The sequence below is a fragment of the Acinetobacter sp. NBRC 100985 genome, from assembly GCF_000241225.1.
Classification (GTDB): Bacteria; Pseudomonadota; Gammaproteobacteria; order Pseudomonadales; family Moraxellaceae; genus Acinetobacter; species Acinetobacter venetianus.
In genome coordinates this window covers 1-26220 of sequence record NZ_BAEB01000028.1, presented here as the reverse complement: position 1 = coordinate 26220, position 26220 = coordinate 1, and the positions used below count along the sequence as shown (strand labels likewise).

At 38.1% G+C, this 26220-nt stretch carries 28 protein-coding genes and 1 riboswitch; of the genes, 18 read left to right on the top strand and 10 right to left on the bottom strand.

Going from position 1 to position 26220, the window contains the following annotated elements:
• Positions 1-21 precede the first annotated feature (21 nt).
• Entirely contained in the window at positions 22-885 is an 864-nt protein-coding gene (locus ACT4_RS10970; RefSeq protein ID WP_007482263.1) for a DMT family transporter, read from the top strand.
• A 9-nt stretch (positions 886-894) separates the two neighbouring features.
• Here the strand turns inward: ACT4_RS10970 and ACT4_RS10965 are convergent, their stop codons facing one another.
• Genes ACT4_RS10965 through tusD form a run of 4 tightly spaced genes read right to left on the bottom strand, consistent with a single transcriptional unit; the run spans position 895 to position 2302 of the window.
• Positions 895-1206 carry a TusE/DsrC/DsvC family sulfur relay protein gene (locus ACT4_RS10965; protein ID WP_007482261.1) on the bottom strand — a complete coding sequence of 104 codons (312 nt, stop codon included), beginning with the start codon at positions 1204-1206 and terminating at the stop codon, positions 895-897.
• Positions 1207-1246: 40 nt separating this feature from the next.
• Positions 1247-1531, bottom strand: a complete 285-nt coding sequence (locus tag ACT4_RS10960) for a hypothetical protein (protein ID WP_034604997.1) — start codon at positions 1529-1531, stop codon at positions 1247-1249.
• Positions 1532-1539: 8 nt separating this feature from the next.
• Entirely contained in the window at positions 1540-1890 is a 351-nt protein-coding gene (locus tag ACT4_RS10955; protein WP_007482256.1) for a hypothetical protein, read from the bottom strand.
• A 43-nt stretch (positions 1891-1933) separates the two neighbouring features.
• Positions 1934-2302, bottom strand: a complete 369-nt coding sequence (gene tusD, locus ACT4_RS10950) for a sulfurtransferase complex subunit TusD (protein WP_007482254.1) — start codon at positions 2300-2302, stop codon at positions 1934-1936.
• A 66-nt stretch (positions 2303-2368) separates the two neighbouring features.
• Here tusD and ACT4_RS10945 point away from each other — a divergent pair, with 66 nt between their 5' ends.
• The 4 genes from ACT4_RS10945 to ACT4_RS10930 all read left to right on the top strand — a co-directional run bounded on the left by ACT4_RS10945 (position 2369) and on the right by ACT4_RS10930 (position 7182).
• Positions 2369-3376, top strand: coding sequence for an SDR family NAD(P)-dependent oxidoreductase (locus tag ACT4_RS10945; RefSeq protein ID WP_007482252.1), 1008 nt, complete (start codon positions 2369-2371; stop codon positions 3374-3376).
• A 153-nt stretch (positions 3377-3529) separates the two neighbouring features.
• The gene (fumC, locus tag ACT4_RS10940; protein WP_007482250.1) at positions 3530-4924 is read left to right on the top strand and encodes a class II fumarate hydratase; all 1395 of its coding nucleotides are present in this window, start codon (positions 3530-3532) and stop codon (positions 4922-4924) included.
• 112 nt (positions 4925-5036) lie between these two features.
• Entirely contained in the window at positions 5037-5528 is a 492-nt protein-coding gene (locus tag ACT4_RS10935; RefSeq protein ID WP_026094090.1) for a hypothetical protein, read from the top strand.
• Between the two features lie 135 nt (positions 5529-5663).
• Positions 5664-5753: riboswitch (glycine riboswitch) on the top strand.
• A gap of 184 nt (positions 5754-5937) precedes the next feature.
• Complete coding sequence (locus ACT4_RS10930) at positions 5938-7182, top strand: D-amino acid dehydrogenase (protein WP_007482246.1); 1245 nt, start codon at positions 5938-5940, stop codon at positions 7180-7182.
• Between the two features lie 48 nt (positions 7183-7230).
• On the opposite strand, the gene ACT4_RS10925 is transcribed toward ACT4_RS10930, so the two are convergent.
• A complete protein-coding gene (locus tag ACT4_RS10925) occupies positions 7231-7878 on the bottom strand; it encodes a hypothetical protein (RefSeq protein ID WP_007482243.1) in 648 nt (215 codons plus the stop codon).
• A gap of 98 nt (positions 7879-7976) precedes the next feature.
• Here ACT4_RS10925 and ispF point away from each other — a divergent pair, with 98 nt between their 5' ends.
• Complete coding sequence (gene ispF, locus ACT4_RS10920; RefSeq protein ID WP_007482241.1) at positions 7977-8468, top strand: 2-C-methyl-D-erythritol 2,4-cyclodiphosphate synthase; 492 nt, start codon at positions 7977-7979, stop codon at positions 8466-8468.
• Here the strand turns inward: ispF and ACT4_RS10915 are convergent.
• From ACT4_RS10915 to glnL, 5 genes are all read right to left on the bottom strand, one after another.
• On the bottom strand, positions 8456-8980 hold the full coding sequence (locus ACT4_RS10915) for a protein tyrosine phosphatase family protein (protein ID WP_019384376.1): 525 nt from the start codon (positions 8978-8980) through the stop codon (positions 8456-8458). The genes ispF and ACT4_RS10915 overlap by 13 nt on opposite strands.
• A 152-nt stretch (positions 8981-9132) precedes the next feature.
• Entirely contained in the window at positions 9133-10053 is a 921-nt protein-coding gene (argF, locus tag ACT4_RS10910) for an ornithine carbamoyltransferase (protein WP_007482237.1), read from the bottom strand.
• Positions 10054-10166: 113 nt separating this feature from the next.
• Positions 10167-10808, bottom strand: coding sequence for a TetR/AcrR family transcriptional regulator (locus tag ACT4_RS10905; RefSeq protein WP_007482236.1), 642 nt, complete (start codon positions 10806-10808; stop codon positions 10167-10169).
• Positions 10809-10956: 148 nt separating this feature from the next.
• Positions 10957-12453, bottom strand: a complete 1497-nt coding sequence (glnG, locus tag ACT4_RS10900; RefSeq protein ID WP_007482233.1) for a nitrogen regulation protein NR(I) — start codon at positions 12451-12453, stop codon at positions 10957-10959.
• The gene (gene glnL, locus ACT4_RS10895) at positions 12440-13549 is read right to left on the bottom strand and encodes a nitrogen regulation protein NR(II) (RefSeq protein WP_004879333.1); all 1110 of its coding nucleotides are present in this window, start codon (positions 13547-13549) and stop codon (positions 12440-12442) included. Before glnL ends, glnG begins: the two co-directional genes overlap by 14 nt.
• Positions 13550-13877: 328 nt before the next feature.
• Between glnL and rimO the strand changes: the two genes are divergently transcribed.
• The 12 genes from rimO (at position 13878) to lpxA (ending at position 26207) form a co-directional block, all read left to right on the top strand.
• The gene (rimO, locus tag ACT4_RS10890; protein ID WP_004879334.1) at positions 13878-15221 is read left to right on the top strand and encodes a 30S ribosomal protein S12 methylthiotransferase RimO; all 1344 of its coding nucleotides are present in this window, start codon (positions 13878-13880) and stop codon (positions 15219-15221) included.
• 63 nt (positions 15222-15284) lie between these two features.
• A complete protein-coding gene (gene pyrH / locus ACT4_RS10885) occupies positions 15285-16013 on the top strand; it encodes a UMP kinase (RefSeq protein ID WP_007482231.1) in 729 nt (242 codons plus the stop codon).
• Between the two features lie 75 nt (positions 16014-16088).
• Complete coding sequence (gene frr / locus ACT4_RS10880) at positions 16089-16643, top strand: ribosome recycling factor (protein ID WP_007482228.1); 555 nt, start codon at positions 16089-16091, stop codon at positions 16641-16643.
• A 4-nt stretch (positions 16644-16647) separates the two neighbouring features.
• Positions 16648-17397 carry a polyprenyl diphosphate synthase gene (gene uppS, locus ACT4_RS10875; protein WP_007482227.1) on the top strand — a complete coding sequence of 250 codons (750 nt, stop codon included), beginning with the start codon at positions 16648-16650 and terminating at the stop codon, positions 17395-17397.
• A 3-nt stretch (positions 17398-17400) separates the two neighbouring features.
• Positions 17401-18225, top strand: coding sequence for a phosphatidate cytidylyltransferase (locus tag ACT4_RS10870; protein ID WP_007482225.1), 825 nt, complete (start codon positions 17401-17403; stop codon positions 18223-18225).
• On the top strand, positions 18226-19422 hold the full coding sequence (gene ispC / locus ACT4_RS10865) for a 1-deoxy-D-xylulose-5-phosphate reductoisomerase (RefSeq protein WP_007482223.1): 1197 nt from the start codon (positions 18226-18228) through the stop codon (positions 19420-19422).
• A gap of 5 nt (positions 19423-19427) precedes the next feature.
• Positions 19428-20783, top strand: coding sequence for an RIP metalloprotease RseP (gene rseP, locus ACT4_RS10860; protein ID WP_007482222.1), 1356 nt, complete (start codon positions 19428-19430; stop codon positions 20781-20783).
• 32 nt (positions 20784-20815) lie between these two features.
• A complete protein-coding gene (bamA, locus tag ACT4_RS10855; protein WP_007482220.1) occupies positions 20816-23326 on the top strand; it encodes an outer membrane protein assembly factor BamA in 2511 nt (836 codons plus the stop codon).
• 41 nt (positions 23327-23367) lie between these two features.
• Positions 23368-23856, top strand: a complete 489-nt coding sequence (locus tag ACT4_RS10850) for an OmpH family outer membrane protein (protein ID WP_007482218.1) — start codon at positions 23368-23370, stop codon at positions 23854-23856.
• Between the two features lie 3 nt (positions 23857-23859).
• Complete coding sequence (lpxD, locus tag ACT4_RS10845; protein WP_007482215.1) at positions 23860-24930, top strand: UDP-3-O-(3-hydroxymyristoyl)glucosamine N-acyltransferase; 1071 nt, start codon at positions 23860-23862, stop codon at positions 24928-24930.
• 6 nt (positions 24931-24936) lie between these two features.
• Positions 24937-25422 carry a 3-hydroxyacyl-ACP dehydratase FabZ gene (fabZ, locus tag ACT4_RS10840; RefSeq protein WP_004879353.1) on the top strand — a complete coding sequence of 162 codons (486 nt, stop codon included), beginning with the start codon at positions 24937-24939 and terminating at the stop codon, positions 25420-25422.
• The gene (gene lpxA, locus ACT4_RS10835; protein WP_007482212.1) at positions 25419-26207 is read left to right on the top strand and encodes an acyl-ACP--UDP-N-acetylglucosamine O-acyltransferase; all 789 of its coding nucleotides are present in this window, start codon (positions 25419-25421) and stop codon (positions 26205-26207) included. Before fabZ ends, lpxA begins: the two co-directional genes overlap by 4 nt.
• The last annotated feature ends 13 nt before the right edge of the window (positions 26208-26220 follow it).

Sequence of the window (26220 nt, the reverse complement as noted above, 5' to 3'; positions counted from 1 at the left end):
ATATAGGTCTGGAGAATATATATGAAAGCGATGCGTGACGGTTGGTTGAATGGGCTTGTTGGCGTAGTGATATTTGCTGGGTCTTTGCCAGCTACTCGAGTTGCCGTGATGGATATGAGCCCGACTTTTTTAACTGCTGCGAGGGCGGCTATAGCTGGTGTTTTAGCATTATTTCTCCTCATACTGTCTCGACAAAAATTACCCGAAAGGCAAGACTGGCTTTCTCTCTTATATGTTTCGATAGGTGTTGTTGTCGGATTTCCACTCTTTACCGCACTTGCTTTACAGTATGTGAGTGCGGCGCACACCATCGTTTTTATTGGTTTGTTGCCTTTAGCTACGGCTATCTTTGGTGTCATACGTAGTGGCGAAAGACCAAGTTTAATCTTTTGGTTATTTGCTATTTTCGGTGCTTCTCTTGTTTTTGCTTTTATGTTGTTTCAAACGCAAAGTTGGTCATTTAACTATGGTGATTTTTTCATGTTAGTGGCGATTTTACTTTGCGGTTTTGGTTATGCAGAAGGAGGGAAGTTGTCAAAGCATTTAGGTGGTTGGCAAGTGATTTGTTGGGCTTTGTTAATAACACTTCCGATCATGTTATTACTCTCATATTTGTATTTACCCACCAATTTCGAGTTAATTCCGCTACAGGCAAAATTGGGTTTAGCTTATGTATCGATTTTTAGTATGCTGATTGGTTTCTTTTTTTGGTACAAAGGCTTGGCACAAGGCGGCATTGCAACGGTTGGTCAATTGCAGCTGCTTCAACCGATTTTTGGGCTTGCAATCGCAGCTGTCCTTTTACATGAGCAAGTGAGTGTTGCAATGTTTGTGATAACTGTTGCAGTCATTATTTGTGTTGCTTGTGCAAAGAAATTTGCTTGAATATGATATTTATAAGCAATTTGCAGGTTTAGGCACACCAGCAAGTCGACTTAAATGACGAGCGACTAAACCTGTATTGAATCTTTGTTGCAGCACGGCATTGTTGATTTCAGGACTCACAGTTTTCATTAAAAACTTGATCAACGGACGAGTTGCTGGCGAATGACCATACTGCTGATAAAATTGACGAACAGCATTAAGCACCTCAAAGTGCCATTCTGTTAATTTCAAATCCAAAGATTTAGCGAGTTCTTGTGCAACTTCTTGATTCCAAATGGTGTAATCCACCAAATGACCATCTTGATCCAATTCTAATCGCATAAAATAGCCTAAGTAAATTTTAAATTAACTTCATATTTCTCTATTTCAAAGAAATAGAACGCTCAAATTGTAAAACTAAATTTGCAAATTGCGAATATTCGATAATGCTCATTCGATCTTTTACTGAGTCATTGAGTAGGTTTTGTTCGTTACTTAAACAGTAGATATGAGAAAAAGTAGCCAAGATATTCTCAGGAATGTGAAGTAATGCTTCACCCATTACAACAATAGAATCATTGGCTTGAGCCATCAAAGGCAACTCATTCCAAATTTTATCTAAATTAGCATAGGGTGCTTGAACAAGAAAAAGAGTGTACTTTTGCATAAATGACCTTACCAATATAAAACATGGTCAAATGATTGAATCAACTCAGGTTGAATGTTGATAAATTCAATTTCCTGATCAGTATTTTTTACGATTGGTAGTGCCTGATTTTTAGTTTCAACTAATATTGGCGTTAGGTCGTAAAATTCAAAACTTTCGACCATATTGGCAGCGATTTTAAACGCGAATTTCAATTGATCGAACTCTAATTTATTGTCCAATAAACTGAGTGCAGCATCTTTCAATAATACTTTGACAGAAATACCAAAGGTTGCTAAAACCATAGTTGCTGACAAACTTTCATTGATCTGCAAACTAGTTAAATTGGGCTGCGTTAGGATGACGAGTACAGATTTCACACAATTTACCTTTTTAAAGCAACACTCTATTAAAAAACTTGAATTAAAATTGAATTAAACGAGAACAGCTTTGCACAGCATCAGCAAGCTCTCCAAGTCCAACCAACTCAAAACTTTGAGCTAGGTTGTGGTGTTGAAGTGAATGACGTTGTGCATTGCTGGCATCAGTGATACCCCGTGCAAGGGCAGCACTGACACAGACAGGGAGTCGAATGCCGAGCTTTTGCCATTCTTGTTTTAAGTTGCGTTGATCATCAGGATACCACTGTAAATCATTCGCAACATGAACACCGTCTTGGTAAAAGAAGACACGAAATTCCTCATGCTTATTTTGCAGTGCTTGTGCTAAACCAAATGCATGCCAAGCCATAATCGAAGTAGGTGCTGAGGTAATTAATAGTAGTGTACTCATTGAACATTCACTATGGTCGCGAAGACAAAACGATGATGGATATATTAAAAAGAAGGTAAGTATACAATGATTTTGGTGACAGGTGGTTTAGGCTTTATCGGTTCGCATATTGCTTTGAGTCTATTGGCCCGCGGTCAAGAGATCGTCATTGTTGATAATTTAGCCAATTCGACTTTGCAGACCTTGGAACGTCTAGAATATATTTCTGGAATGTATATTCCATTTGCGAAGCTTGATGTAAGAAATACGCCTGCCTTAAATAAAGTTTTTGAACAATATTCAATTGATACCGTGATTCACACAGCGAGTTTTAAATCACTAGAAGAGTCTAACTTAAAACCTCTTGAGTACTACAATGACAATGTCAGCAGTATTATGAGTTTACTTCGTGCAATGCAGAGAATGGGAGTTAGACAACTCATTAATCTGTCTAGTTTAGCCGTTTATGGAAAATCTGATGCTAAACTGACTGAAGAAACTGAATTTAATTATAACTATCCAAATCCATATGTTCGTACGCAACAAATGGTAGAAAATATTATCGCGGATACCTATAGAGTTGATCATGAGTGGAAGATTGTAAATCTTCGCTTGTCCAATATCGTCGGCGCATTTGAGCATGGCGTATTGGGTGAATATGTTACTCAACTTCCTAAAAATATTGTGCCTTTGGCTTTACAAGTTGCAGCCATGCAACGTGATTGTATTGAATTACAAAATCAAGCAGAGACGGATGATGGTACCGTTGAGCGGAGTTTTTTACACGTCCTCGATGTTTGTGATGCTGTATTAGCAACATTGAATTGGTTTACGACACAGCAAGGTTGTTTGGAAAACTTCAATATTGCACATGATCAAATGACTTCAATACAGGTACTTTTGGATGAAGTTTCAAAAGTAACTCAAACTGAAGTACGCGTGCAACCTGCAGTTTATCAACATCAGGAACTGGCTCAACTAGGTGCAAAAATTGAAAAAGCCGAACGCATTTTAAATTGGTCACCAAAAAGGCCTTTAAGTCAGATGATTGAAGATGAGTGGCGTTTTTATTTGAATACATTAAAAGGTAATTAAGATAATGATTCTTATTTACATTAATGCGTGGTTTAATTAGGATAATAACTATCTATTAAATATTCCAATAAATTTTTAATGGATATTGATTAGCCAAAGCATCTATTTGCTTCAGCCCAAAATATTTTCAACCAAATAGAGCAGAGGTTGTTTATGCAAATGCGTATTGAACATGACACAATGGGTGAAGTTGAAGTCCCTGATGAAGCTTTGTGGGGCGCTCAAACTCAGCGTAGCTTACAAAACTTTAAAATAGGGCAAGAGCGATTACCGCGCGCAATGATTCGTGCAATGGGTTTGGTAAAAAAAGCTGCTGCGATAACTAATGCGGAGCTGAAACAACTTCCTGAAGATCTAAGTCAATATATTGTGGGCGCCGCTGAAGAAGTGATTGCTGGACAATGGGATTCACAATTTCCATTGGTCGTGTGGCAAACAGGTTCTGGTACGCAGAGCAATATGAATTGCAATGAAGTGATTGCAAATATTGCGAATCAAAAACTAGGTCAAGCGCTCGGTGCTCAAAAACCAGTACATCCAAATGATCATGTCAATCGGGCGCAATCAACCAATGATTCCTTCCCAACGGCAATCCACGTTGCTGCTAGTTTGCAAATCAATGAGTTACTCATTCCTGCTGTTGAGAAGCTGAAAGAAACTTTACAGCGAAAATCTGAAGAGTTTGACGCCATTGTTAAAATTGGTCGCACACATTTGCAAGATGCGACGCCCTTGACTCTAGGTCAAGAGTTTAGCGGCTACGTATCTCAGCTAGAACATGGATTGAAGCGTTTAAATCAAGCATTGGCTGGTTTATATGAGTTGCCTTTGGGTGGTACAGCTGTGGGTACGGGCTTGAATGCGCATCCTGATTATGCAGTGAAAGCAGCAGAGCAACTTGCAATGCTTACGGGTTTACCATTTGTCACTGCTCCCAATAAATTTGAGGCATTAGCGGGGCGTGATGCCGCTGTTTTTGCTTCAGGTGCGTTGAAAACACTGGCTGCGAGTTTAAATAAAATTGCCAACGATATTCGTTGGTTGGCGAGCGGCCCTCGTTGTGGCTTTGGAGAAATTCGTATTCCTGAGAATGAACCTGGATCGAGTATTATGCCTGGTAAGGTCAATCCTACTCAGAGCGAAGCAATGACAATGGTTGTTGCTCAAGTCTTAGGTAATGACACTACGATTAACGTTGCAGGTGCATCAGGTAATTTTGAACTTAATGTTTTCATGCCTGTCATTGCATATAACTTATTACAATCCATTCAGTTGCTTGGTGACGCGTGCAATAGCTTTAATGATCACTGTGCGGTGGGTATTGAGCCGAATAGAGAGAAAATTGATTACTTCTTACATAACTCATTGATGTTGGTAACAGCACTGAATCCAGTAATTGGTTATGAAAACTCGGCCAAAGTTGCTAAAACAGCTTATAAGGAAAATAAGACATTAAAACAAGTTGCGGTTGAACTTGGACTGGTGACAGCAGAGCAATTTGATGAGGTAGTCAAACCTGAAAATATGGTCTCTCCAAATAGTAAGTAAGCCTTAGCATTGAACAAAGAATCCTTCTTTTAAAGAGGGATTTTTTATGAGTAGTTTTTATAAAGTGAACTGCGTACAATATGCTTTTGATTTATTTGATTGTTGCTTCATTATGCTGAATATCTATTTAACAGATACTAAAACTAACATCCAGTTTGCTGATCTTCCAAACGAAAATCCTGTTAAGTTTCTGTTGAATTTAAAGAAAATTTTCCCAAGTACTGCGGATTTATTGTTACCTGTTTTACCAGAGGACAATAACTTGGAGAATGTGACGTGGGAAGCAACGTCAAAAGACTTTGAAACATTTAAAAAACTATTAGAAGGTTGGGGGATTATCGAGCTTCGTTTGAGCGCAATTACAGCTTATAAAGATAAGAACTTTGCGAATGACTTGGTTAAAAAAGCACAAATCAAACGTAAGCAAATTTCTCAAAAACATCAGCAATTATCATTGATTGCTTTGGATTATATCTTGATGCATGAGATTCATGCGCTTATTGATGCGGAACTGGTTATGATTGGTGAAAAATTCTATTTACCAACCTTACGTGATCTTTGGAAAGGTCAACTATCAGATCAAATTTTACAATGTAAATTTTAATTTGAAAAAGCAGGTTATTTAACCTGCTTTTTTATTATTTCACTGATAATATAGAGCAAGTCTTGACCTACAAACAATTACAAGATTTTAGTGTTGGAATGTTGAGACGGCATATATATTGCTTATATGGATATAAATATTATTGCGGGAGAGAGGTTCTGCAAAGAACTCGCCGAAGGAGCAACGACCCCGGAAACTCTCAGGCAGAAGGACTGTAATAATAGAAATACAATCTGGAGAGTAGTGCGCTATACGTAGGAATTTATTCATAAACTAAGGTCTTCTACGTGTAACACTCACCGAAGGGGATGGCTCGATGATTAATTGGTAATCATTTGCCGAAACTCTCAGGTACCATGACAGATGGGGCTATGCATTAAGAAATGTTATGCATTTCTAGGAGTTTGCTATGCCTCATGTTGTGATAGTTGGTGCGGGGATTACAGGTGTAACGTCGGCTTATGAATTAATTAAATTGGGATATGAGGTGACCGTTATTGATCGCCATTTGTTCCCTGCAATGGAAACTTCTTTTGCAAATGGTGGTCAATTATCAGCATGTAATGCTGAAGTTTGGAACCAGAAATCTACGGTACTGAAAGGTATTAAGTGGATGAGTAAAAAAGATGCACCATTATTGCTCAATCCATCGTTTAGTGTGCACAAATACCGTTGGTTGGTTGAGTTCTTGACTCATATTAAAGATTATAAAGTTAATACAATCGAAACAGTTCGTTTAGCTCTGTTAGCTAGACAACGTCTTTTTGAAATTGCTGAGAAAGAAAATATTTCCTTTGATTTGGAAAAACGTGGCATTTTGCACATGTACCATACCAAAGAAGATTTTGAAATCGCTAAAAGAGTAAATGATGTTTTAGTTGAAGGGAAACTAGAGCGAAATGCGATTACGCCTGAAGAAATGAAAGCGATTGAGCCTAATCTAACGGGTAATTATTACGGTGGTTACTATACGGCAGGTGATGCTACGGGCGATATTCATAAATATTCTGTTGGACTTGCTGAAAAAACGGAACAATATGGTGTCAAATATCGTTTTGGTTTAGATGTTGTTGATGTGAAGTTTCTACAAGATAAAGTGGTTGTTGATTGTAAAAACAGTTCGGAAAATGTTGATCCAGATACTAATCAACTGACTCAAATTGAGGCAGATGTTATTTTAGTTTGTGGTGGCGTAGGCAGTTATCAGCTTGCTGACTTACTTGGTGATAGTGTCAATGTTTACCCTGTAAAAGGCTATTCAATTACAGTCCAGTTGAAAGATGAACGCAGTGTACAAAATGCACCTTGGGTGAGTTTATTGGATGAAAGTGCAAAGATCGTAACGTCTCGTCTTGGTGCTGATCGTTTCCGTGTTGCAGGAACGGCAGAATTCAATGGTTATAACCGTGATATACGCGCAGACCGAATCCAGCCTTTGATTAATTGGGTAAATCAAAATTTTGATATTTCAACAGAGCATTCAGTTCCTTGGGCAGGTTTACGCCCAATGATGCCGAATATGCTGCCAGTTGTTAAGCAAGGTAAACAATCGAGAGTTTTCTATAATACTGGTCATGGTCATCTTGGTTGGACATTATCTGCTGCAACAGCGGTGATCATTAGCCAAGAAATTACTCAAAAATTCCCAAGTTAAATATAAAAAGCCGATGTGAGAACATCGGCTTTATTTTTCTATAAAAGGTTAATCGTATGGACGGTAAATACCTGTGAAACGTTCACAACCTTTTTGTTTTGTTTTCACAACCAACAATGCTTTTTGATAGTCAAATTGATACTGGCATTTTTTTTCATTGTCGATAATTTCATTTTTTTCACTTGGTGTGCTGTATGACAAAAGTGAAATTGTCTGAGTTTCGATTCGATTATTCGGGTTGCGATAAGCCAAACCTTCAATTTTTAATTTGTCTTTATCTAATTGATGAACTTTTAAATGCACAGGTTGTTTTGCAATTTTGCCATGTTCATATTTTAAATAATGCTGTGTCAATGTTTGGTTCATTGATGTGAAAAAATTCAAATCATCAATACGTGCATCAAATTGCTGTTGAAAACATGATTTGGTTTTACACAGCCTTATTTGGTTTAGCCAAAGTGTTTGTGTGTCATGCAATAGCTGTAAAGGAGCATCTGTCACTAAATAAGCGGTTAGGAACTTGGTATTTAACTGTGCGCGCTGCTCGTCGTATTTTTTAGAGCATAATTTACCTAGTTCAATATTATGATTTGAACATTCGATCGAAGCTGCAAACGCAAATGTTGAGCAAAAACAACTCAATGTTAGGATGTAACCAGATTTCTTTAATTGATTTCTTACAGTGTTAAACAGCATAATCACTTATACTTTCAGTCTAATTTGCTCAATGTACTATAGCGAAATAGAAAGCCTGAATACAAGATTAGTTCAGTATATTGTAAAAGGAAAATCATATGGTTGCTCATATTCGTATTGGTCAAGGGATTGATGTGCATGCATTTGAAGAAGGTAATTTTGTTACCTTAGCTGGTGTAAAAATCCCACATACGCATGGTCTAAAGGCACATTCAGATGGTGATGTCGTATTACATGCGCTATGTGACGCATTGTTGGGGACTTTAGCGTTGGGAGATATTGGGCAACATTTTCCTGATACAGACCCTGAATTTAAAGGTGCTGATAGCCGTGTTTTACTCAAACATGTTTATCAGTTGATTTTGGATCGTGGTTATCATTTAAATAATGCAGATATCACAGTTGCGTGTGAACGTCCCAAATTGGCTAAACATAATTTAGAAATGCGCCAAAGTATTGCTGATGTACTTGATGTTGATATCACTCAAATTAGCATTAAGGCCACAACAACAGAGAAGTTGGGTTTTACAGGTCGCCAAGAAGGGATATTGGCAACCGCGACTGTATTGGTTTCACATCAAGCGAAATGATTACTGTTGATCAATGATTGTTGTAATTCTTGTGTTGCTTTACGACCTTGCAGTTGTAAAGTAATGCTATGAATTAAACCCGTCCAAGTTTCATTTGGTTCCCAAATCTGATGCAATAGCTCTTGTGCGGCTGGCATATCTAAATTCATATAAAATTGACGATATAAATACATTAGGCTGCTTACACGCATATTTTTGGCACAATGCAACCAAACGATTTCATTTTGTACAAGATGGTCAATTAGATCTAAGACCAATAAACATTGCTCAGAACATGGCACATTCCAGTCAATCGGAATGTGAATGTAATTTAGACCCAAATCTAAACAAATTTGATCCTGTTTGGATAAATGGTTTTCAGACTTGCTGGTTGCAAGGTTAATAATTGTGCTGCAACCATATTCCTTAATCTGTTGAAGCTGCTCAGCGGTGGGTTGAGCTGAGGTAAATAGATGCTCGTGAACTAGAGAAAAGCTAGGTATTTGAGAAAGTGCTTGTTCAAGTGAAGTCATAACGTCCGCTGTACCATAGTGGGTTGCAGTTCTCATATTATGAGAAATTTATTGTAAAAGCTGTTGCTAATATAAGTCTTTTTATTTAAGTGTTCAATTTAGATTTTATAAATAAAAACAGCATCAGAAGATGCTGTTTTTTAATGCACAAATCAGTCTTTTTTTAGATTTTCATTGAGCAAAAATTCCACCAGGGCTTTTTGTGCATGAAGGCGGTTTTCAGCTTCATCCCAAACCACTGCATTTTTGTGATCTAGCATATTTTCTGAAATTTCTTCACCGCGGTGTGCAGGTAAGCAGTGCATGAATAAACAGTCAGGGTGAGCTAAGTTCATGAGCTTTTCGTTTACTTGGAAATCAGCAAAAGCTTTTTCACGTAATTTTTGCTCTTCTTCTTGTCCCATACTTGCCCATACATCAGTAACGATTAAATCGGCATTTACAGCGGCATCTTCAGCTTTGTTGAACACTTCAACACAATCAGCAAATTCAGCTAAAAACTCAGGTTTTGGTTCATAACCTTCAGGCGCAGCAATTTTCAGTTTAAAGCCCATCATATGTGCAGCTTCAATATATGAATTACACATATTATTGCCATCACCAATCCAAGCAACTGTTTTGCCTTCAATACTACCGCGATGCTCTTGATAAGTTTGTAGGTCAGCTAAAAGTTGGCATGGATGATGGTCATCGGTCAGACCATTAATCACAGGTACTTTAGAATAAGAAGCAAAACGCTCTACGATGTCATGACCAAAAGTTCGGATCATCACAATATCAAGCATGCTTGAAATAACACGTGCTGAATCTTCGATCGGTTCGCCACGACCAAGCTGGGTATCGCGAGGAGATAAGAAAATAGCGCTACCACCAAATTGGCAGATACCAGCTTCAAATGAAATTCGAGTACGTGTACTCGATTTTTCGAAAATCATTCCCAAAACTTTGCCAACAAAAGGCTGAAATACCGTATTGCTATGCTGCATGCGTTTGAGCTCGTGAGCACGATCTAAAATGCGTTGCAGTTCTAAAGAGGATAGGTCACGTAAAGTTAGGAAATGCCGAAGCGCCATAATTACTCCCACAATAATTATTGAATAAAAACAATAATTAATTGTTATTTAATGGGTGGTGAACAAAAAATGAATTGACTACTATACTATACACCCAAAAAAATGCAAAAGAATTAGACCTTTTGGTGGGCTTTTAAAAACAAATCGACAGAATAATTAATATAATCAAATATTTCAGCATCATTTTCTGGGACATCTAACCCCATCAAGTTGCGCCATTCTACATCTCGTAAAATACCAAAATACATCATTGCGGAGAATTTAGGTTGCAAGCAATAGATTTCATTCTTTGCATGGGCATATTCGAGAGCAAAAGCAATAGTGTCTTGGATATTTAAGGCACATTTGTCATAGAAATACTGAGCGAGTTGCATGTCCTTCTGTGATTGTTCGGTGAACATACGCATAAAAGCGATATTATCAGGCAAGATAATGTGTTGGTAGAAACGTTGTAGTGTTTGAGTTAAATAGTTTCTTAAATTGATTCTTTCAGGATCAAATGGAAAACATACACCAGCGAAAAAAAGTTCACGACGATATTCACAAATCGCAGTGAAAAGACCTTCTTTATTACCAAAATATTTATAAATCGATGCTTTAGAGCCGCCAGCATGATTAACAATATCATCCAAAGACACAGCGTCATAACCTCGTTCTAAAAACAAATCGGTAGCACAAAGCAAAAGTGCAAGACGACGTTCTTCACCACGACGAGTTTGAGGTTTGGCACAGCTTGGATAACAAAGTTCAGTCATTATTTACGCTTGAGATATTGGGAGTGATGTTAGTATAGCAAAAACCATATCTTTTGTATGGCTATCACGTTTTTGTATGTTTCAAAACATCTCCATAAGAAAAAAGCGAGTAAATGATTTACTCGCTTTTTATATTTAATGGCTGTAATTATGCAGAGCGAACTTCTTCGTCTTCATCATCCTCTGTTGAGTCCATGCCGAGCTCTTTTAGTTTGCGTGTCAAGGTGTTGCGCCCCCAACCTAAAAGCTCAGCGGCATGACGTTTACGACCACGAGTCTGTTGTAAAGCTGCATTGATTAAAGTACGTTCAAACATCGGAGTGGCAATATCTAAAATTTTCATTTCGCCATTTTTTAATTTTTGAACAGCCCATTGACCAAGTAACTCATCCCAATGATGTACTGCAATTCGATCTACAATTGCTGCACTGTTTGGGGCTGCTGCTGAGGCATCATTATTAGTTTTTTGTAATGAAACTTGTTTCAGTTCAGCAGGTAAGTCTTCTGGATAAACTTCACGACCTGTGATCATGACAGTTAACCAGCGGCAGGTGTTTTCTAATTGGCGAACATTGCCCGGCCAAGGAAGTTGCTGCATGTAATCTGTCGTTTCGGTACGTAAGATTTTAGGGCTAACGCCTAACTCTTTACCCGCACGTGCCAAGAAGTGTTGCGCAAGCATTGGGATATCTTCACTACGATGCGCAAGTTTAGGAATGTGAATGCGAATCACGTTCAGACGATGATATAAGTCTTCACGGAAGCGTCCTTCATTGACTAGCTTTTCTAAATCTTGGTGTGTTGCAGCAACAATACGAACATCAACTTTGACTGGAATGTGCCCGCCAACACGATAAAACTCACCGTCTGCAAGCACACGTAGTAAACGAGTTTGAGTTTCGAATGGCATGTCACCAATTTCATCTAGAAATAAGGTACCGCCATTAGCTTGTTCAAAACGCCCTTGGTGTTGTGTATTTGCTCCAGTAAAAGCACCTTTTTCATGCCCAAACAATTCTGTCTCAATCAGGTCTTTAGGAATTGCCGCCATATTGAGTGCAATAAATGGTTTGGCACGACGAGGTGAGTGTTTGTGTAGAGCATGTGCAACTAATTCTTTACCAGTACCAGATTCACCATTAATTAACACAGTAATATGAGATTGTGATAAACGTCCAATCGCACGGAAAACTTCCTGCATAGCAGGAGATTCACCAATGATCTCGGTTGATTGCAATGGTGATGCTGCTTTAGTTGCTTCTTGTTGTTGTAACTTATTGATATGCAAAATTGCACGATTAACCAGTGCTAATGCTTCATCAATATCAAAAGGTTTTGGTAAATATTCAAAAGCACCTGTTTGATAACTTGATACAGCGGATTCAAGGTCTGAATGCGCTGTCATAATAATGACAGGTAGGTCTGGATGTGTATTTTTAACTTTGGATAGAAAAGTTAAACCATCAATCCCAGGCATGCGGATGTCAGTTAAAATGACATCAGGTGCATCATCATGTAAACGCTCAAGTGCCGTTTGTGCTTCTTCAAAATTGGTAACGTCAAAACCTTCTTCTTTGAAAGTTTTTTCGAGTACCCAGCGCATGGCACGATCGTCATCGATTACCCAAATTTTATTTCGTGACACGGTCTGACTCCCAAGGTAAATATAAGCTAAATACGGTTTTTCCAGGAACGGATTGACACTCGATCATTCCGTTATGTTGATGCATGATGTTTTGAGCGATACTTAGGCCTAGACCTGTTCCTTTAGCTCGCCCAGTGACGAGCGGATAAAATACTGACTCTAAAATACTTTCTGGCACACCAGGGCCATTGTCTTCTATATCAATACGTACTGTTGAGCGATGCAGAGCACCATTAATAGTGACTAAACGTTGAATACGTGTTCTTAATGTTAATTCTGGCTCTGAGTCGGTAAAGTAATCTTTATTCTCAGTCATTGCTTGAACCGCATTGACGCTGATATTGAGCATGACTTGTATGAGTTGATCACGATCAGCCATAACATCTGGTAATGAAAGGTCATAATCTCGAGTAATCTTAATTTTCTTTTTGGTTTGATTAGCAATAAGTGAGCGAACGCGTTCTAGTGGTTCATGCACATTAACATGTTCATAGCTAGGTAATTGCCGCGAACCGAGCATCGTGTCAGCTAAGTTAGTCAAGCGGTCAACTTCATTGATAATGATGTCGGTAAATTCTCGATAACTTTCATCACCCAAGCTACGTGCTAAAAGTTGAGTTGCGCCACGAATACCAGCTAAAGGATTCTTGATTTCATGTGCAACGCCTCTAACCAATTGGCGAGCTACATGGTGTTGTTGAACCAAATTTTCCTCTTTGGAAATTTTCAACATACGATCAATCGGATTGAGTTCAATGAGAAGTAAGGGGTGGTAGCTTTTTCCTGCATTTAATTGCGAGGCGGTATAGTCAACATGAATTGGTTTGAAGTTCACGTTAATTACAGCTTCTCGTCGCGTATAATGTTGTCCACTTTGTAATGTATTGATTAATGCTTCGTGTGTATTAAATGTATCATCATGTGCATGCAGTAAATTGAGTACAGGTTGGCCCGATGCGCGAAGCAAACTGATATCAAATAATGCTTCACAAGCAGAATTTAAATAAAAAATATTAAGATTACTATCGACCAATAAAATGGCAGTCGTCAGATTATCTACAAGTAGTCGATAGTCGATAGTGTTGTGTTGATCCATTTGTGAATCGTCCTGTTTTAAAATGGCGCAATTAATATCAATATAAATGAATAGCCATTAACTTATAGATTGTACTTAATGCAAAATATAAGCCAACTTTGTATTGGCTAAATTTCAATAACTTATTCGTAGAATGTCTAATTTATACGGTATTTTTCACATACATTGGGTTATTTCTATATTTTATTATGATTCAAAATGGTGCAGTGTTGAATTTTATTTAAAATATTGGTTGTATTTTGGTGCATTACACAAAGAGATGTCTTTGCTGCTATGCGTAAGCCAAGAAAAGACATACAATACGCCGATTCTAGTGGAGCGCAGATTCATGAAGACCCCCAAAGTCGGTTTTGTATCTTTAGGTTGTCCTAAGGCATTGGTAGATTCTGAACGAATTTTAACTCAGTTAAAGACTGAAGGTTATCAAGTTGCATCAGATTATGATGGTGCAGATTTGGTTGTTGTTAACACCTGTGGTTTTATTGAATCTGCAGTACAAGAGTCTTTAGACGCGATTGGTGAAGCCATGAGCGAAAATGGCCGTGTTATCGTCACGGGCTGTTTAGGTAAAGATGAAGACAAGATTCGTCAAATGCACCCAAATGTTCTAAAAGTAACAGGTGCGGCAGCCTATCAAGATGTAATGGAAGCTGTACATGAATATGTACCAGCACCACCAAAGCACAACCCATTTATTGATTTAGTTCCTGAGCAAGGTGTCCGTTTGACACCGAAGCATTATGCATATTTAAAGATATCAGAAGGCTGTAATCATCGTTGTACATTCTGCATTATTCCAAGTATGCGCGGAGATCTTGTTTCTCGCCCAGTGGGTAAAGTGTTGGATGAGGCGGCGGCACTCAAACGTGCTGGTGTAAAAGAAATTCTAGTGATTTCTCAAGATACGTCAGCTTATGGTGTAGACACGAAATACAAGTTGGATTTTTGGAATGGACAACCTGTAAAAACTAAATTCTATGACATGTGTGAAGCACTCGGTCAACTTGGAATTTGGGTTCGTTTACATTATGTCTATCCATACCCACATGTTGATGCTGCGATTGATTTAATGGCGCAAGGTAAAATCTTACCGTATTTAGATATTCCTTTTCAGCATGCCAGTCCACGCATCTTAAAATTGATGAAGCGACCAGCGCATAGTGAGAATACATTAGAGCGCCTCAAATTGTGGCGTGAAAAATGCCCTGAATTGGTGATTCGCTCTACTTTTGTTGTTGGTTTTCCTGGTGAAACTGAAGAAGATTTCCAAATCTTATTAGAATGGTTGAAAGAAGCTCAACTGGATCGAGTTGGATGCTTTACTTATTCACCTGTAGAGGGTGCGACAGCGAATGATCTTCCTGATCATGTGCCTGAAGAAATCAAGCAAGAGCGTTATGAACGTTTTATGGAAGTTCAGCAAGCTATTTCCGCAGCAAAACTACAAAAACGTATTGGTCAGAAAATGACGGTGCTTGTTGATAGCTTAGAAGAAGAGTTCCCAGTAGCAGTTGCTCGTTCTTATGCTGACGCACCTGAAATTGATGGTAACGTTTTTGTTGAAGATATTGATAAGAGTGTGATTAAAGCGGGTGATCTGCTTGAGGTCGAAATTACTGACGCGGATGAATACGATTTATTTGCGAAATTAATTCAGATTAAATCTGCTTGATGTTGAATTATTCATTTTATTAGATTAAGAAAATTTTGAGATTGGTCGGTTTGGAGTAAAGGTATGTCAGCTTCTAAAAATCCACGTTATGCAAGAATTTTGCTAAAGCTTTCTGGTGAAGCTTTAGCTGGTAATAAAGATATGGGTATTGATGCCCAAGTATTAGATCAAATGTCACTTTCAATTGCTCATTTAGTTGGTTTAGGTGTGCAAGTTGGTATTGTTGTAGGTGGTGGTAACTTATATCGTGGTAGCCAATTACAAAAAGATGGTTTGGTTGGTCGTGTAACGGGTGACCAGATGGGGATGTTAGCTACAGTGATGAATGGCTTGGCGATGCGTGATGCATTGGTACGTCGTAACATTAAAACTCGTTTAATGTCTGCATTGTCAATTGGTACAGTTGTTGAGTCATACTCAAGTCGTGATGCAATTCGCCATTTAAGCCAAGGTGAGGTGTGCGTATTTGTTGCAGGTACAGGTAATCCATTCTTTACAACAGATACTGCGGCTTGCTTACGTGGTATCGAGATTGAAGCAAACTTAATCTTGAAAGCAACTAAAGTTGATGGTGTTTATAATAAAGACCCAAGCAAATATGATGATGCTGTTAAGTACGATAACTTAACATTCGATCAAGTGCTTGATGAAAAGCTTGGCGTTATGGATCTTACAGCAATTTGCTTGTGTCGTGATCATAATGTGCCATTGCAAGTATTCGATATGAATAAATCAGGCGCATTACTTTCTGTTGTAATGGGTGAAAAAGAAGGGACTCACGTTACGAACTAATGTACGTGAGCCTGAAAGCTCTTTATACTACGCTAAATATTTTGTAATACCTAATGAATAAGTAAGGAAGATCATATGATTAACGATCTCAAAAACGATAGCGAACAGCGTATGCAGAAAACACTTGACTCTTTAGAGCAAGGTTTTGCAAAAGTTCGTACTGGACGCGCGCACCCATCAATTTTAAATGGTGTGATGGTTCCTTACTATGGTTCTGATGTTCCGCTAAACCAAGTTGCAAACGTTGGTGTAGAAGACTCTCGTACGCTTATTGTTCAACCTTTCGAACGTACAATGGTTTCAGCCATTGATAAAGCGATCCGTGAAAGTGATTTGGGTTTGAACCCAATTACTGCTGACTCGATCCGTGTTCCACTTCCAGCATTAACAGAAGAAACACGTCGTGATATGCAGAAAGTGGCGCGTTCTGAAGCTGAAAATGCGAAAGTTGCAATTCGTAACATTCGTCGTGATGTTTTAGGTGATATCAAATCATTGTTGAAAGAAAAAGAAATTTCTGAAGATGATGAGCGTCGTGCTGGTGATGATATCCAAAAAATCACTGATAAATATGTTGCAGAAGTTGATAAGCGTCTTGCAGCGAAAGAAGCGGAATTAATGAAAGTCTAATGATATGACATTATCAGAAGAGCAAAATCTTCCTCAGCATATTGCCATCATCATGGATGGCAATAATCGCTTTGCTAAAAAAAAGCAAATGCAAAAAGGCGATGGGCATCGCGAGGGCAAAAATGTCCTAGATCCTATCGTTGAACATTGTAAAAAAGTCGGTGTTCGTGCTTTAACTGTTTTTGCTTTTTCAAGTGAAAACTGGAACCGACCACAATACGAAGTGGATTTGTTAATGCAATTGTTGGAAGAGACAATTCATGAGCAACTACCTCGGATGGAAAAGTTTAATATTGCGTTGCGTTTCATTGGCGATCGTTCTCGTTTATCGACGAAATTGAGAGCGTTAATGGAATATGCAGAGCAAAAAACAGCAGTATTTGATTCGATGACACTCACGATTGCCGTAAGTTATGGTGGTATGTGGGATATGGCTCAAGCTGCGAAGAGCATTGCAGAAGAGGCTCTCGCTGGCAGGCTTGAAACCAATCAGATAAATGTTGATTTATTTGATAAGTATGTCAGTCTAAACGATCTTCCTGCCGTCGATTTATTAATTCGTACAGGTGGTGATTATCGTTTATCTAACTTTTTGCTCTGGCAAGCTGCATATGCAGAATTGTATTTTACCGATACTTTGTGGCCAGAATTTACAGTGCAAGAGTTGGATTATGCATTTAACGTTTTTTCAGGACGTGAAAGACGTTTCGGTAAAACTTCTGAACAGATTCAACAAGCGAAAATAGAGAATTAATAAATGTTAGAGCGGATTGTTACCGCATTGGTTTTAGTTGCTGTTGTTTTAAGTTGCATGTTTGCAACGCAATCACATTATCCAATGTTTGTGCTTATGATTTTAGCAGCTGGGGTTGCTGGGTATGAGTGGTTTAAGCTTATGCCTAGAACGGCATCAGTTGTTTCAAAGCCAAAAGCTTGGATTTATGGTGGATGTGTCGCAGCAGTTTCGACGCTAGCATTATTTTTTGATGATGTAGCTTTGCTTTTATGGGCTGCATCAATTCTCACTTGGCTTGGAAGCATTTATTGGGTTAAAAATTTCCCTGAATCCGATAATTGGTACAATGTTTCCCTGTATATCATTGGATTTATTTTAATCTCTGCGGCAGTTACAGCCTTATATGCAGTCTGGCATAGCTCCCCGTGGTGGTTGATGTATTTATTCCTATTGGTATGGGGGGCTGATAGTGGCGCTTATTTTGTTGGCCGTAAATTTGGTAAGAAGAAGCTAGCACCAACAGTTAGCCCAAATAAATCAGTTGAAGGCTTGTATGGTGGTATTGCGACAACTGTAATCATTATGATGATTGTTCAATATTCTTATTTGAATTTAACCGCAGTACAGCTTATCTTATTTTTAATTCTTTCAATCATCACTGTTTTTGCTTCAGTGTTAGGTGACTTATTTGAATCAATGATTAAGCGCCGAGCTGGTATCAAAGATTCAGGCCGAGTGCTTCCTGGGCATGGTGGTGTATTAGATCGAATCGACTCATTACTAGCCGCTGCACCTATCTTTGCCGCGGGTATGTACATATTAAAACTTATTGGTGTAGATCTTTAAATGACTCAAGCTGTTTGTATATTGGGTGTTACAGGTTCAATTGGTCAAAGTACATTAAAAGTATTGGAACAACACCCAGACCAGTACACTGTTTTTGCAGTGTCTGCTTATAGTCGTTTAGATGAACTTTTAGAAATCTGCAAAAAATATCATCCTAAAATTGTCGTCGTACCGAATGAAAAAGCTTTTGAAATAAAACAAAAGTTAAATAAAGAAAATCTCAAACAAATTGAAATTTTGACTGATGAAGCTGGATTAATAGCAATTGCAGAACATCCTGATGTTGATGTTGTTATGGCTGCAATCGTTGGTGCGGCTGGTTTGTTGCCAACGCTCGCAGCAGTAAAAGCAGGTAAACGAGTATTGCTTGCAAATAAAGAAGCTTTAGTGATGTCTGGTGACATTATGATGCAGGCGGCAAAACAGCATAAGGCGTTATTGTTACCTGTAGATTCTGAACACAATGCAATTTTTCAATCATTACCGCATAACTATTTAGATGCAAAAAGAACAGGACAACCGCAACTCGGTGTTTCTCAGATATTATTGACTGCATCTGGTGGCCCATTTCTTAATCACTCAATTGAACAATTAAAAGATGTAACACCTCAACAAGCATGTAAGCATCCAAACTGGTCTATGGGGCAAAAAATCTCGGTTGATTCTGCAACTTTAATGAACAAAGGCCTAGAATTAATAGAGGCTTGTCATTTGTTTTCAATATCAGAACATTTTGTTACAGTTGTTGTTCATCCACAAAGTATTATTCATTCAATGGTGCAATATGTGGATGGATCAACTTTGGCTCAAATGGGTAACCCAGATATGTGTACGCCGATTGCGCACGCATTGGCTTGGCCGAAACGTTTAACAACACATGTTCCTGCTTTGGACTTGTTTGAAACAGCGCAATTAAATTTTCAAAAGCCAGATGAAATTAAATTTCCTGCGCTTAATTTAGCTCGTCAAGCAATGCGAGCAGGTGGTTTAGCACCAACAATTTTAAATGCATCTAATGAAATAGCAGTGGCTGCGTTTTTGGATAATAAAATTAGATTTACAGAAATTCCACAAGTTGTCGAAAATACTTTGCAAGTTGTACAAAATGCTAAAGCAGAAAATATAGACATCATTTTACATACTGATATGATCGCAAGACAGGTGGCAGAGCAGTATGTTATGGAAGTGGGAGGTTAAATCGTATGAATGCATTGTTCATGATCGTTGCTGCGATTTTGTTGTTGGGTCCTCTCATCGCCATTCATGAGTTTGGTCATTATTGGGTAGCTCGTAAATTAGGTGTCAAAGTTTTAGTCTATTCGATCGGATTTGGTCCTACTTTACTAAAATGGCAATCTAAAAAATCTGGTATTCAGTATCAGCTTTCAGCTCTACCACTTGGTGGCTATGTCAAGATGCTAGATGAGCGTGAAGGCAATGTCGCTGAACAAGATTTACCATACGCTTTCAATAGGCAATCTCCGTGGAAACGTATTGCGATTGTCGCTGCTGGGCCACTAATTAATTTAATTTTCGCTATTTTTCTCTTTTGGATTTTGTTTCTACCAGCCCAAGATCAGTTGAACACGCGTATTGGTAAAGTTCTACCAAATACACCTGCTGCTCAAGTTGATTTGAAAGTTGGCGATAAGATCTTAGAGGTTGATGGTCAGACGACCCCAACGTGGGAAAAACTTAACTACGCGCTTGTAAACCGTGTGGGGGAAACTGGGCAAGTTTCTGTTTTAGTTGATCGTGCGGGTACTGAAAAACAAGTTAATTTACCGATTAAAGATTTTCTTAAAGATCAGAGTCAATCACCTCTAGATGCATTGGGCTTTTTACCTTATCGTCCTGTTATCCCCGCAGTTGTAAAAGAGTTAAGTGCGGATGGTGCTGCAATTCGTCAAGGGATGAAAGAGGGTGATAAAATCGTAGCAATCAATGGTGTTACGATGAAAGACTGGTTTGATGTAGTTGAAGTTGTACAAGGTTCACCTGAAAAATTGTTGAATATTGATGTAATGCGCAATGATAAGATTGTGCATTTACAAGTTATGCCGCAAGGTCAACGTGACAATATGGGCAATACAACGGGTGTTCTGGGTGTAAAAAGTGATGTTGGTAAAGTTACTATTCCACAAGAATATAAACAAACGATTCAATATTCACCTCTTGAAGCTTTAGGTGTTGCGACTGATAAAACAGTGCAGCTCTCAGGTATGATTGTAAACTCGATCGTAAAAATGGTAAGAGGCTTGATTGGTTTAGATAATCTATCTGGTCCAATAACGATTGCTAAAGTTGCTGGACAAAGTGCTGAAATGGGATGGCAAACGTTTATCTCTTTTATGGCGCTGATGAGTGTGAGCCTAGGGATCTTAAATTTATTGCCGATCCCAATGCTGGATGGCGGTCACTTAGTTTATTACTTTATTGAAGCAATTCGTGGTAAACCTGTTTCTGAACAAATACAGATGTTTGGTTTAAAAGTTGGTATGGTACTGCTCGGTAGCATGATGCTTTTAGCTTTATTCAATGACTTCATGCGTTTATAAGCGCAAATGGAATTTAACTTACTGGAAAATATATGGGCATGCGTCACACACATTTATTAATGCCTTTAGCACTTGTTAGTGCGATGGCAGCGGTACAACAAGTATACGCAGCAGATGAGTTTCTTGCACGAGATATACGAATTGATGGCCTTGTACGTTTAACACCTGCAAGCATCTATTCAATGTTACCAATAAATAGTGGCGATAGAGTAAGCGATCCGATGATCGCTGAAGCAATTCGCACTTTATATGCTTCAGGCCTATTTGATGACATTAAAGCTTTTAAAGAGAATGATGTCTTAGTCTTTAAAGTAGTTGAACGCCCAATCATTTCAAAGCTTGAATTCAAAGGCAATAAACTTATTCCAAAGGAAGCTTTGGAACAAGGCTTAAAGAAAATGGGTATTGCTGAGGGTGAGGTATTCAAAAAATCTGCATTACAGATTATTGAAACTGAACTTGAGCAACAGTATACACAGCAAGGTCGTTACGATGCTGATGTAACAGTAGAAACTATAGCTCGCCCAAATAACCGCGTGGAGTTAAAACTAAACTTCAACGAAGGTACGCCTGCGAAAGTGTTTGATATCAATATCATCGGTAATACTGTATTTAGCGATGCTGATATTAAACAAGCTTTTGCTGTGAAAGAAAGCGGTTGGGCATCGATTGTTACGCGTAATGATCGATATGCTCGCGAAAAGATGGCTGCAAGTTTAGAGGCATTGCGTGCGCTATATTTGAATAAAGGTTATATCAATTTCAATATCATCAATTCACAACTGAATATTAGTGAAGATAAAAAACATATCTTTATTGAAGTTTCTGTTGATGAAGGTAGTCAGTTTAAGTTTGGTGAAACAAAGTTTTTAGGTGATGCACTTTATAAACCAGAAGAGTTACAAGTACTTAAACTTTATAAAGATGGTGAAACCTATTCGCAAGAAAAAGTGAATGCTGTTAAGCAACTTTTACTACGTAAATACGGAAATGCTGGTTATTACTATGCAGAAGTAAATGTAGTTCCTCAGATTAATAATCAAACAGGAATTGTTGATCTTAATTACTACATTAATCCAGGTCAGCAAGTCACAGTTCGTCGTATTAACTTTACAGGTAATAATAAAACTGCTGATGAAGTTTTACGACGTGAAATGCGTCAGATGGAAGGTGCGTTAGCAAGTAACGAGAAGATTGATCTTTCTAAAGTTCGTTTAGAGCGGACAGGCTTCTTTAAAACTGTTGATGTAAAACCAGTTCGAGTGCCGAACTCTCCAGACCAAGTTGATTTAAATGTTAATGTTGAAGAGCAGCACTCTGGTACCACAACGCTTGCAGTAGGTTACTCTCAAAATGGTGGTATCACATTCCAAGCAGGTTTGAGTCAAACAAACTTTATGGGTACTGGTAATCGAGTAGCAGTTGATTTATCTCGTTCTGAAACACAAGATTATTATAACCTGAGTGTAACAGACCCATACTTCACTATTGATGGTGTGAGTCGTGGATATAATGTTTACTATCGTAAGACAAAACTGAATGAAGACTATAACGTTAACAATTATGTGACGGATAGTTTAGGTGGTAGTTTAAGCTTTGGTTATCCAATTGATGAAAATCAAAGTTTAAGTGCTTCTGTTGGTATCGATAAAACTAAAGTTAGAACAGGTCCGAGTGTTTCGACATATATTCGTGACTATCTGTTAGCAAATGGCGGAAAAGCAACAGGAACAAGTACATATTGCCCTGAAGATGAATTGGAAATGATTGATAATAAATATACAGGGAAATGTAATGAAGGGAAGGAGGAAACCTATCCAAGTGCATTTGAAGGTGATTTCTTAACCTATACTTTAAACCTAGGTTGGTCTTACAATACTTTGAATCGTCCAATTTTCCCAACTTCGGGTATGTCTCATCGCGTTGGATTGGAAGTTGGTTTACCTGGAAGTGATGTTGATTATCAAAAACTTACCTATGATGCACAAGCTTTTAAATCATTGCCTAAAGGATTTGTATTACGTGGCTATGGTAAGTTAGGATTTGGTAATGACTTGCCATTCTATAAGAACTTCTATGCGGGTGGATATGGTTCTGTTCGTGGTTATGATAATAGTACTCTCGGACCAAAATATCCAAGTTTAATCTTCCAAGAAACGGGCAAAAATGATCCATCACCAGAGGAAGTTGGTGGTAATGCGCTTGTTCAATTCGGTACGGAACTTGCTCTACCTTTACCATTTAAAGGGGATTGGACTCGTCAGGTTAGACCTGTATTATTTGCTGAAGGTGCACAAGTTTTTGATACACAGTGTGATGTACCACAAGGTGATATTCTAGTTAATGATAATACTGTTGATATCAAACAATATTGTAAAGATAACTATAAATTTGACTTCGGCAACATGCGTTATAGCGTAGGTGTTGGTTTTACATGGATTACGATGATTGGACCTTTATCACTGAGTTATGCATATCCGCTTAACGATAAGAAAGGCGATGATACTAAGTCTATTCAATTCGAAATTGGTCGTACTTTCTAAGTACGACTCTAGGTTTTCAAAATATATAAAAGGATGAAACAATGAAAACATTAACAATGCTTATGATTGGCTTAGGTCTAACGGTTTCAGTAGCTGCGAATGCAGGTGGTATTGCTGTTGTCGATCTCGCTAAAGTTGTAGAAAGTAGTACTTATCTTAAGCAACAAAACGCAAGTTTAGGTCAAACAGTAAAACCAACTTCAACGAAGTTAGAGCAGTTGGGCAAAGAAATTGAAGGTTTGCAACAAAAAGCCCAATCAGCTAATCAAGCTGATTTGCAAAAGCTTTCTGCGCAATACCAAGCTAAAGTTAATGAATTTAATTCTACTCAGCAGGGTTTACAGACTAAAGTTCAGTCTAGTTTACAAGCGATGAACACAACTTTTGAGAATCGTGTAAAGCAAGCAGCAGAACAATTACGTAAAGAAAATAATTTAGATTTTATTTTGAATAAAAATTCTACGATTGCATCTGACGCTCAGTATGATTTAACTGATAAAATGATTCAAAAGGTTAATGCAATGAAATAATCAATGAATAGACGTAGTTATCGTTTAGAAGAAATCGCTCACCTTGTAAAAGGTGAGTATTTCGGTGAAAAAGATTTTCAAATTTTTAATTTAGCAAGTCTAGAAAAAGCTCACAATCATCATATTTGCTTTGTAAATGGTGAAAAATACTTAGCACAAGCTGAAGCAAGTCAAGCTGGTGTTTACATCGTTACTGAATCATTAAAACAATTATTAGGCAGTAAGAAAAACTTTATTGTTGTTAATAATCCTTATTTGGCGTTTGCCACATTAACCCATGTATTCGACAAAAAAATATCTCAACGAGGTATTGAAAGCACTGCAAAGATACATCCTTCTGCGATTATTGCTGACGATGCATATATTGGACATCATGTTGTTATTGGCGAAAATTGTGTTGTTGGTAATAATACAATTATTCAAGCGAACGTCTTTCTTGATGACAACGTCGAAGTGGGCAAAGATGGTTTTATTGATGCAAATGTGTCGATTACAGGTGAAGCCAAGTTAAAGGATCGTGTTCGTATACATACAAATACTTCAATTGGTTCAGAAGGTTTTGGATTTGCTCCGTATCAAGGTAAATGGCATCGAATAGCACAACTTGGCTCAGTTTTAATCGGTAATGATGTCAGAATTGGTTCAAATTGTTGTATTGATCGTGGTGCATTGGACGATACTATTCTTGAAGATGGCGTAATTATTGATAACCTTGTGCAAATCGCGCATAACGTTCAAATTGGTCAAAATACTGCGATTGCCGCTAACTGTGCTATCGCTGGAAGTGTTCGTATTGGCAAAAACTGTATTATCGGAGGCGGTAGTGCAGTTGCAGGGCATTTAAATATCGCGGATAATGTCACGCTTACTGGAATGTCAATGGTCACAAAAAATATTTCTGAGGCTGGAACTTATTCTTCAGGAATTGGACTCTTTGAAAATAGTCATTGGAAAAGGACGGTTGTACGCTTGAGACAATTAGCAGATGTGCCATTGACCCAACTCACGAAAAGGCTTGATCATATGCAAGCTCAATTAGAGTCCCTTGAATCAACCCTTAAGTTACGTAAATAATTTATTATGACTGAGTCAACATTTCCAGCATTCACGATGCCTGAATTACCAATGGATATCCAAACTATCCGTGAATATTTACCTCATCGCTATCCTTTCTTGTTAGTTGATAGAGTGACAGAAGTAACTGAAAATAGCATTGTCGGTTATAAAAACGTATCTATTAATGAAGAGTTTCTACAGGGGCATTTTCCAACTTATCCGATTATGCCTGGTGTATTGATTATTGAAGCTTTGGCTCAGGTTTCTGGTATTTTAGGTTTTGTATTAACAAATCAGAAGCCAAAAGCTGGTTCATTGTTCTTGTTTGCTGGCGCAGAAAAAATAAGATTTAAGAAACAGGTTGTTGCTGGTGACCAGCTTATCTTAAAATCTGAGCTTGTTATGCAAAAACGTGGCATTTACAAGTACAATTGTACTGCTAGTGTTGACGGCAAAATTGCAGCGGCAGCTGAGATTATTATTTCCCATCAGAAAATTGAGCAGACATGAGTAGTCAAAATTTAGTTCATCCTACAGCAATTATTGACGCATCTGCAGAAATCGCATCTGATGTACAAATTGGGCCGTATTGTATTATTGGGCCAAATGTAAGTATTGATGCAGGAACAAAATTACGTTCGCATGTTGTAGTTGGTGGCTTTACGAAAATTGGAAAAAATAATGATATTTTCCAATTTTCGAGTATTGGGGAAATTTGCCAAGATTTAAAATATCAAGGTGAAGAGACGTGGTTAGAAATAGGGGATAATAACTCTATTCGTGAACATTGTACTTTGCATAGAGGTACAGTTCAGGATCATGGCATTACAAAGATTGGTAGCCATAATTTATTAATGGTGAATACCCATATTGCACATGATTGTAACATTGGTGACCACAATATTTTTGCAAACAATGTTGGTGTAGCTGGACATGTAAATGTTGGTGATCACGTGATTGTTGGCGGTAATGCTGGTATTCACCAATTTTGTCGTATTGACTCTTACAGTATGATTGGTGGCGCGGCTTTAATCCTTAAAGATGTTCCTGCCTATGTGATGGCATCAGGTAATCCAGCACGTGCTTTTGGCATGAATATAGAGGGCATGCGTCGCAAAGGATGGTCTCGAAATACTATTCAAGGTCTTAGAGAAGCTTATAAGTTGATCTATAAATCTGGCCTAACAACCGAGCAGGCAATCGAGCAAATTCGTAATGAAATTTTAGAAAGCACGCCTGAAGCTCAGCTGTTTATCGATTCTCTAGAAAAGTCTACACGCGGCATCGTACGCTAAGATTTTCTAAAAT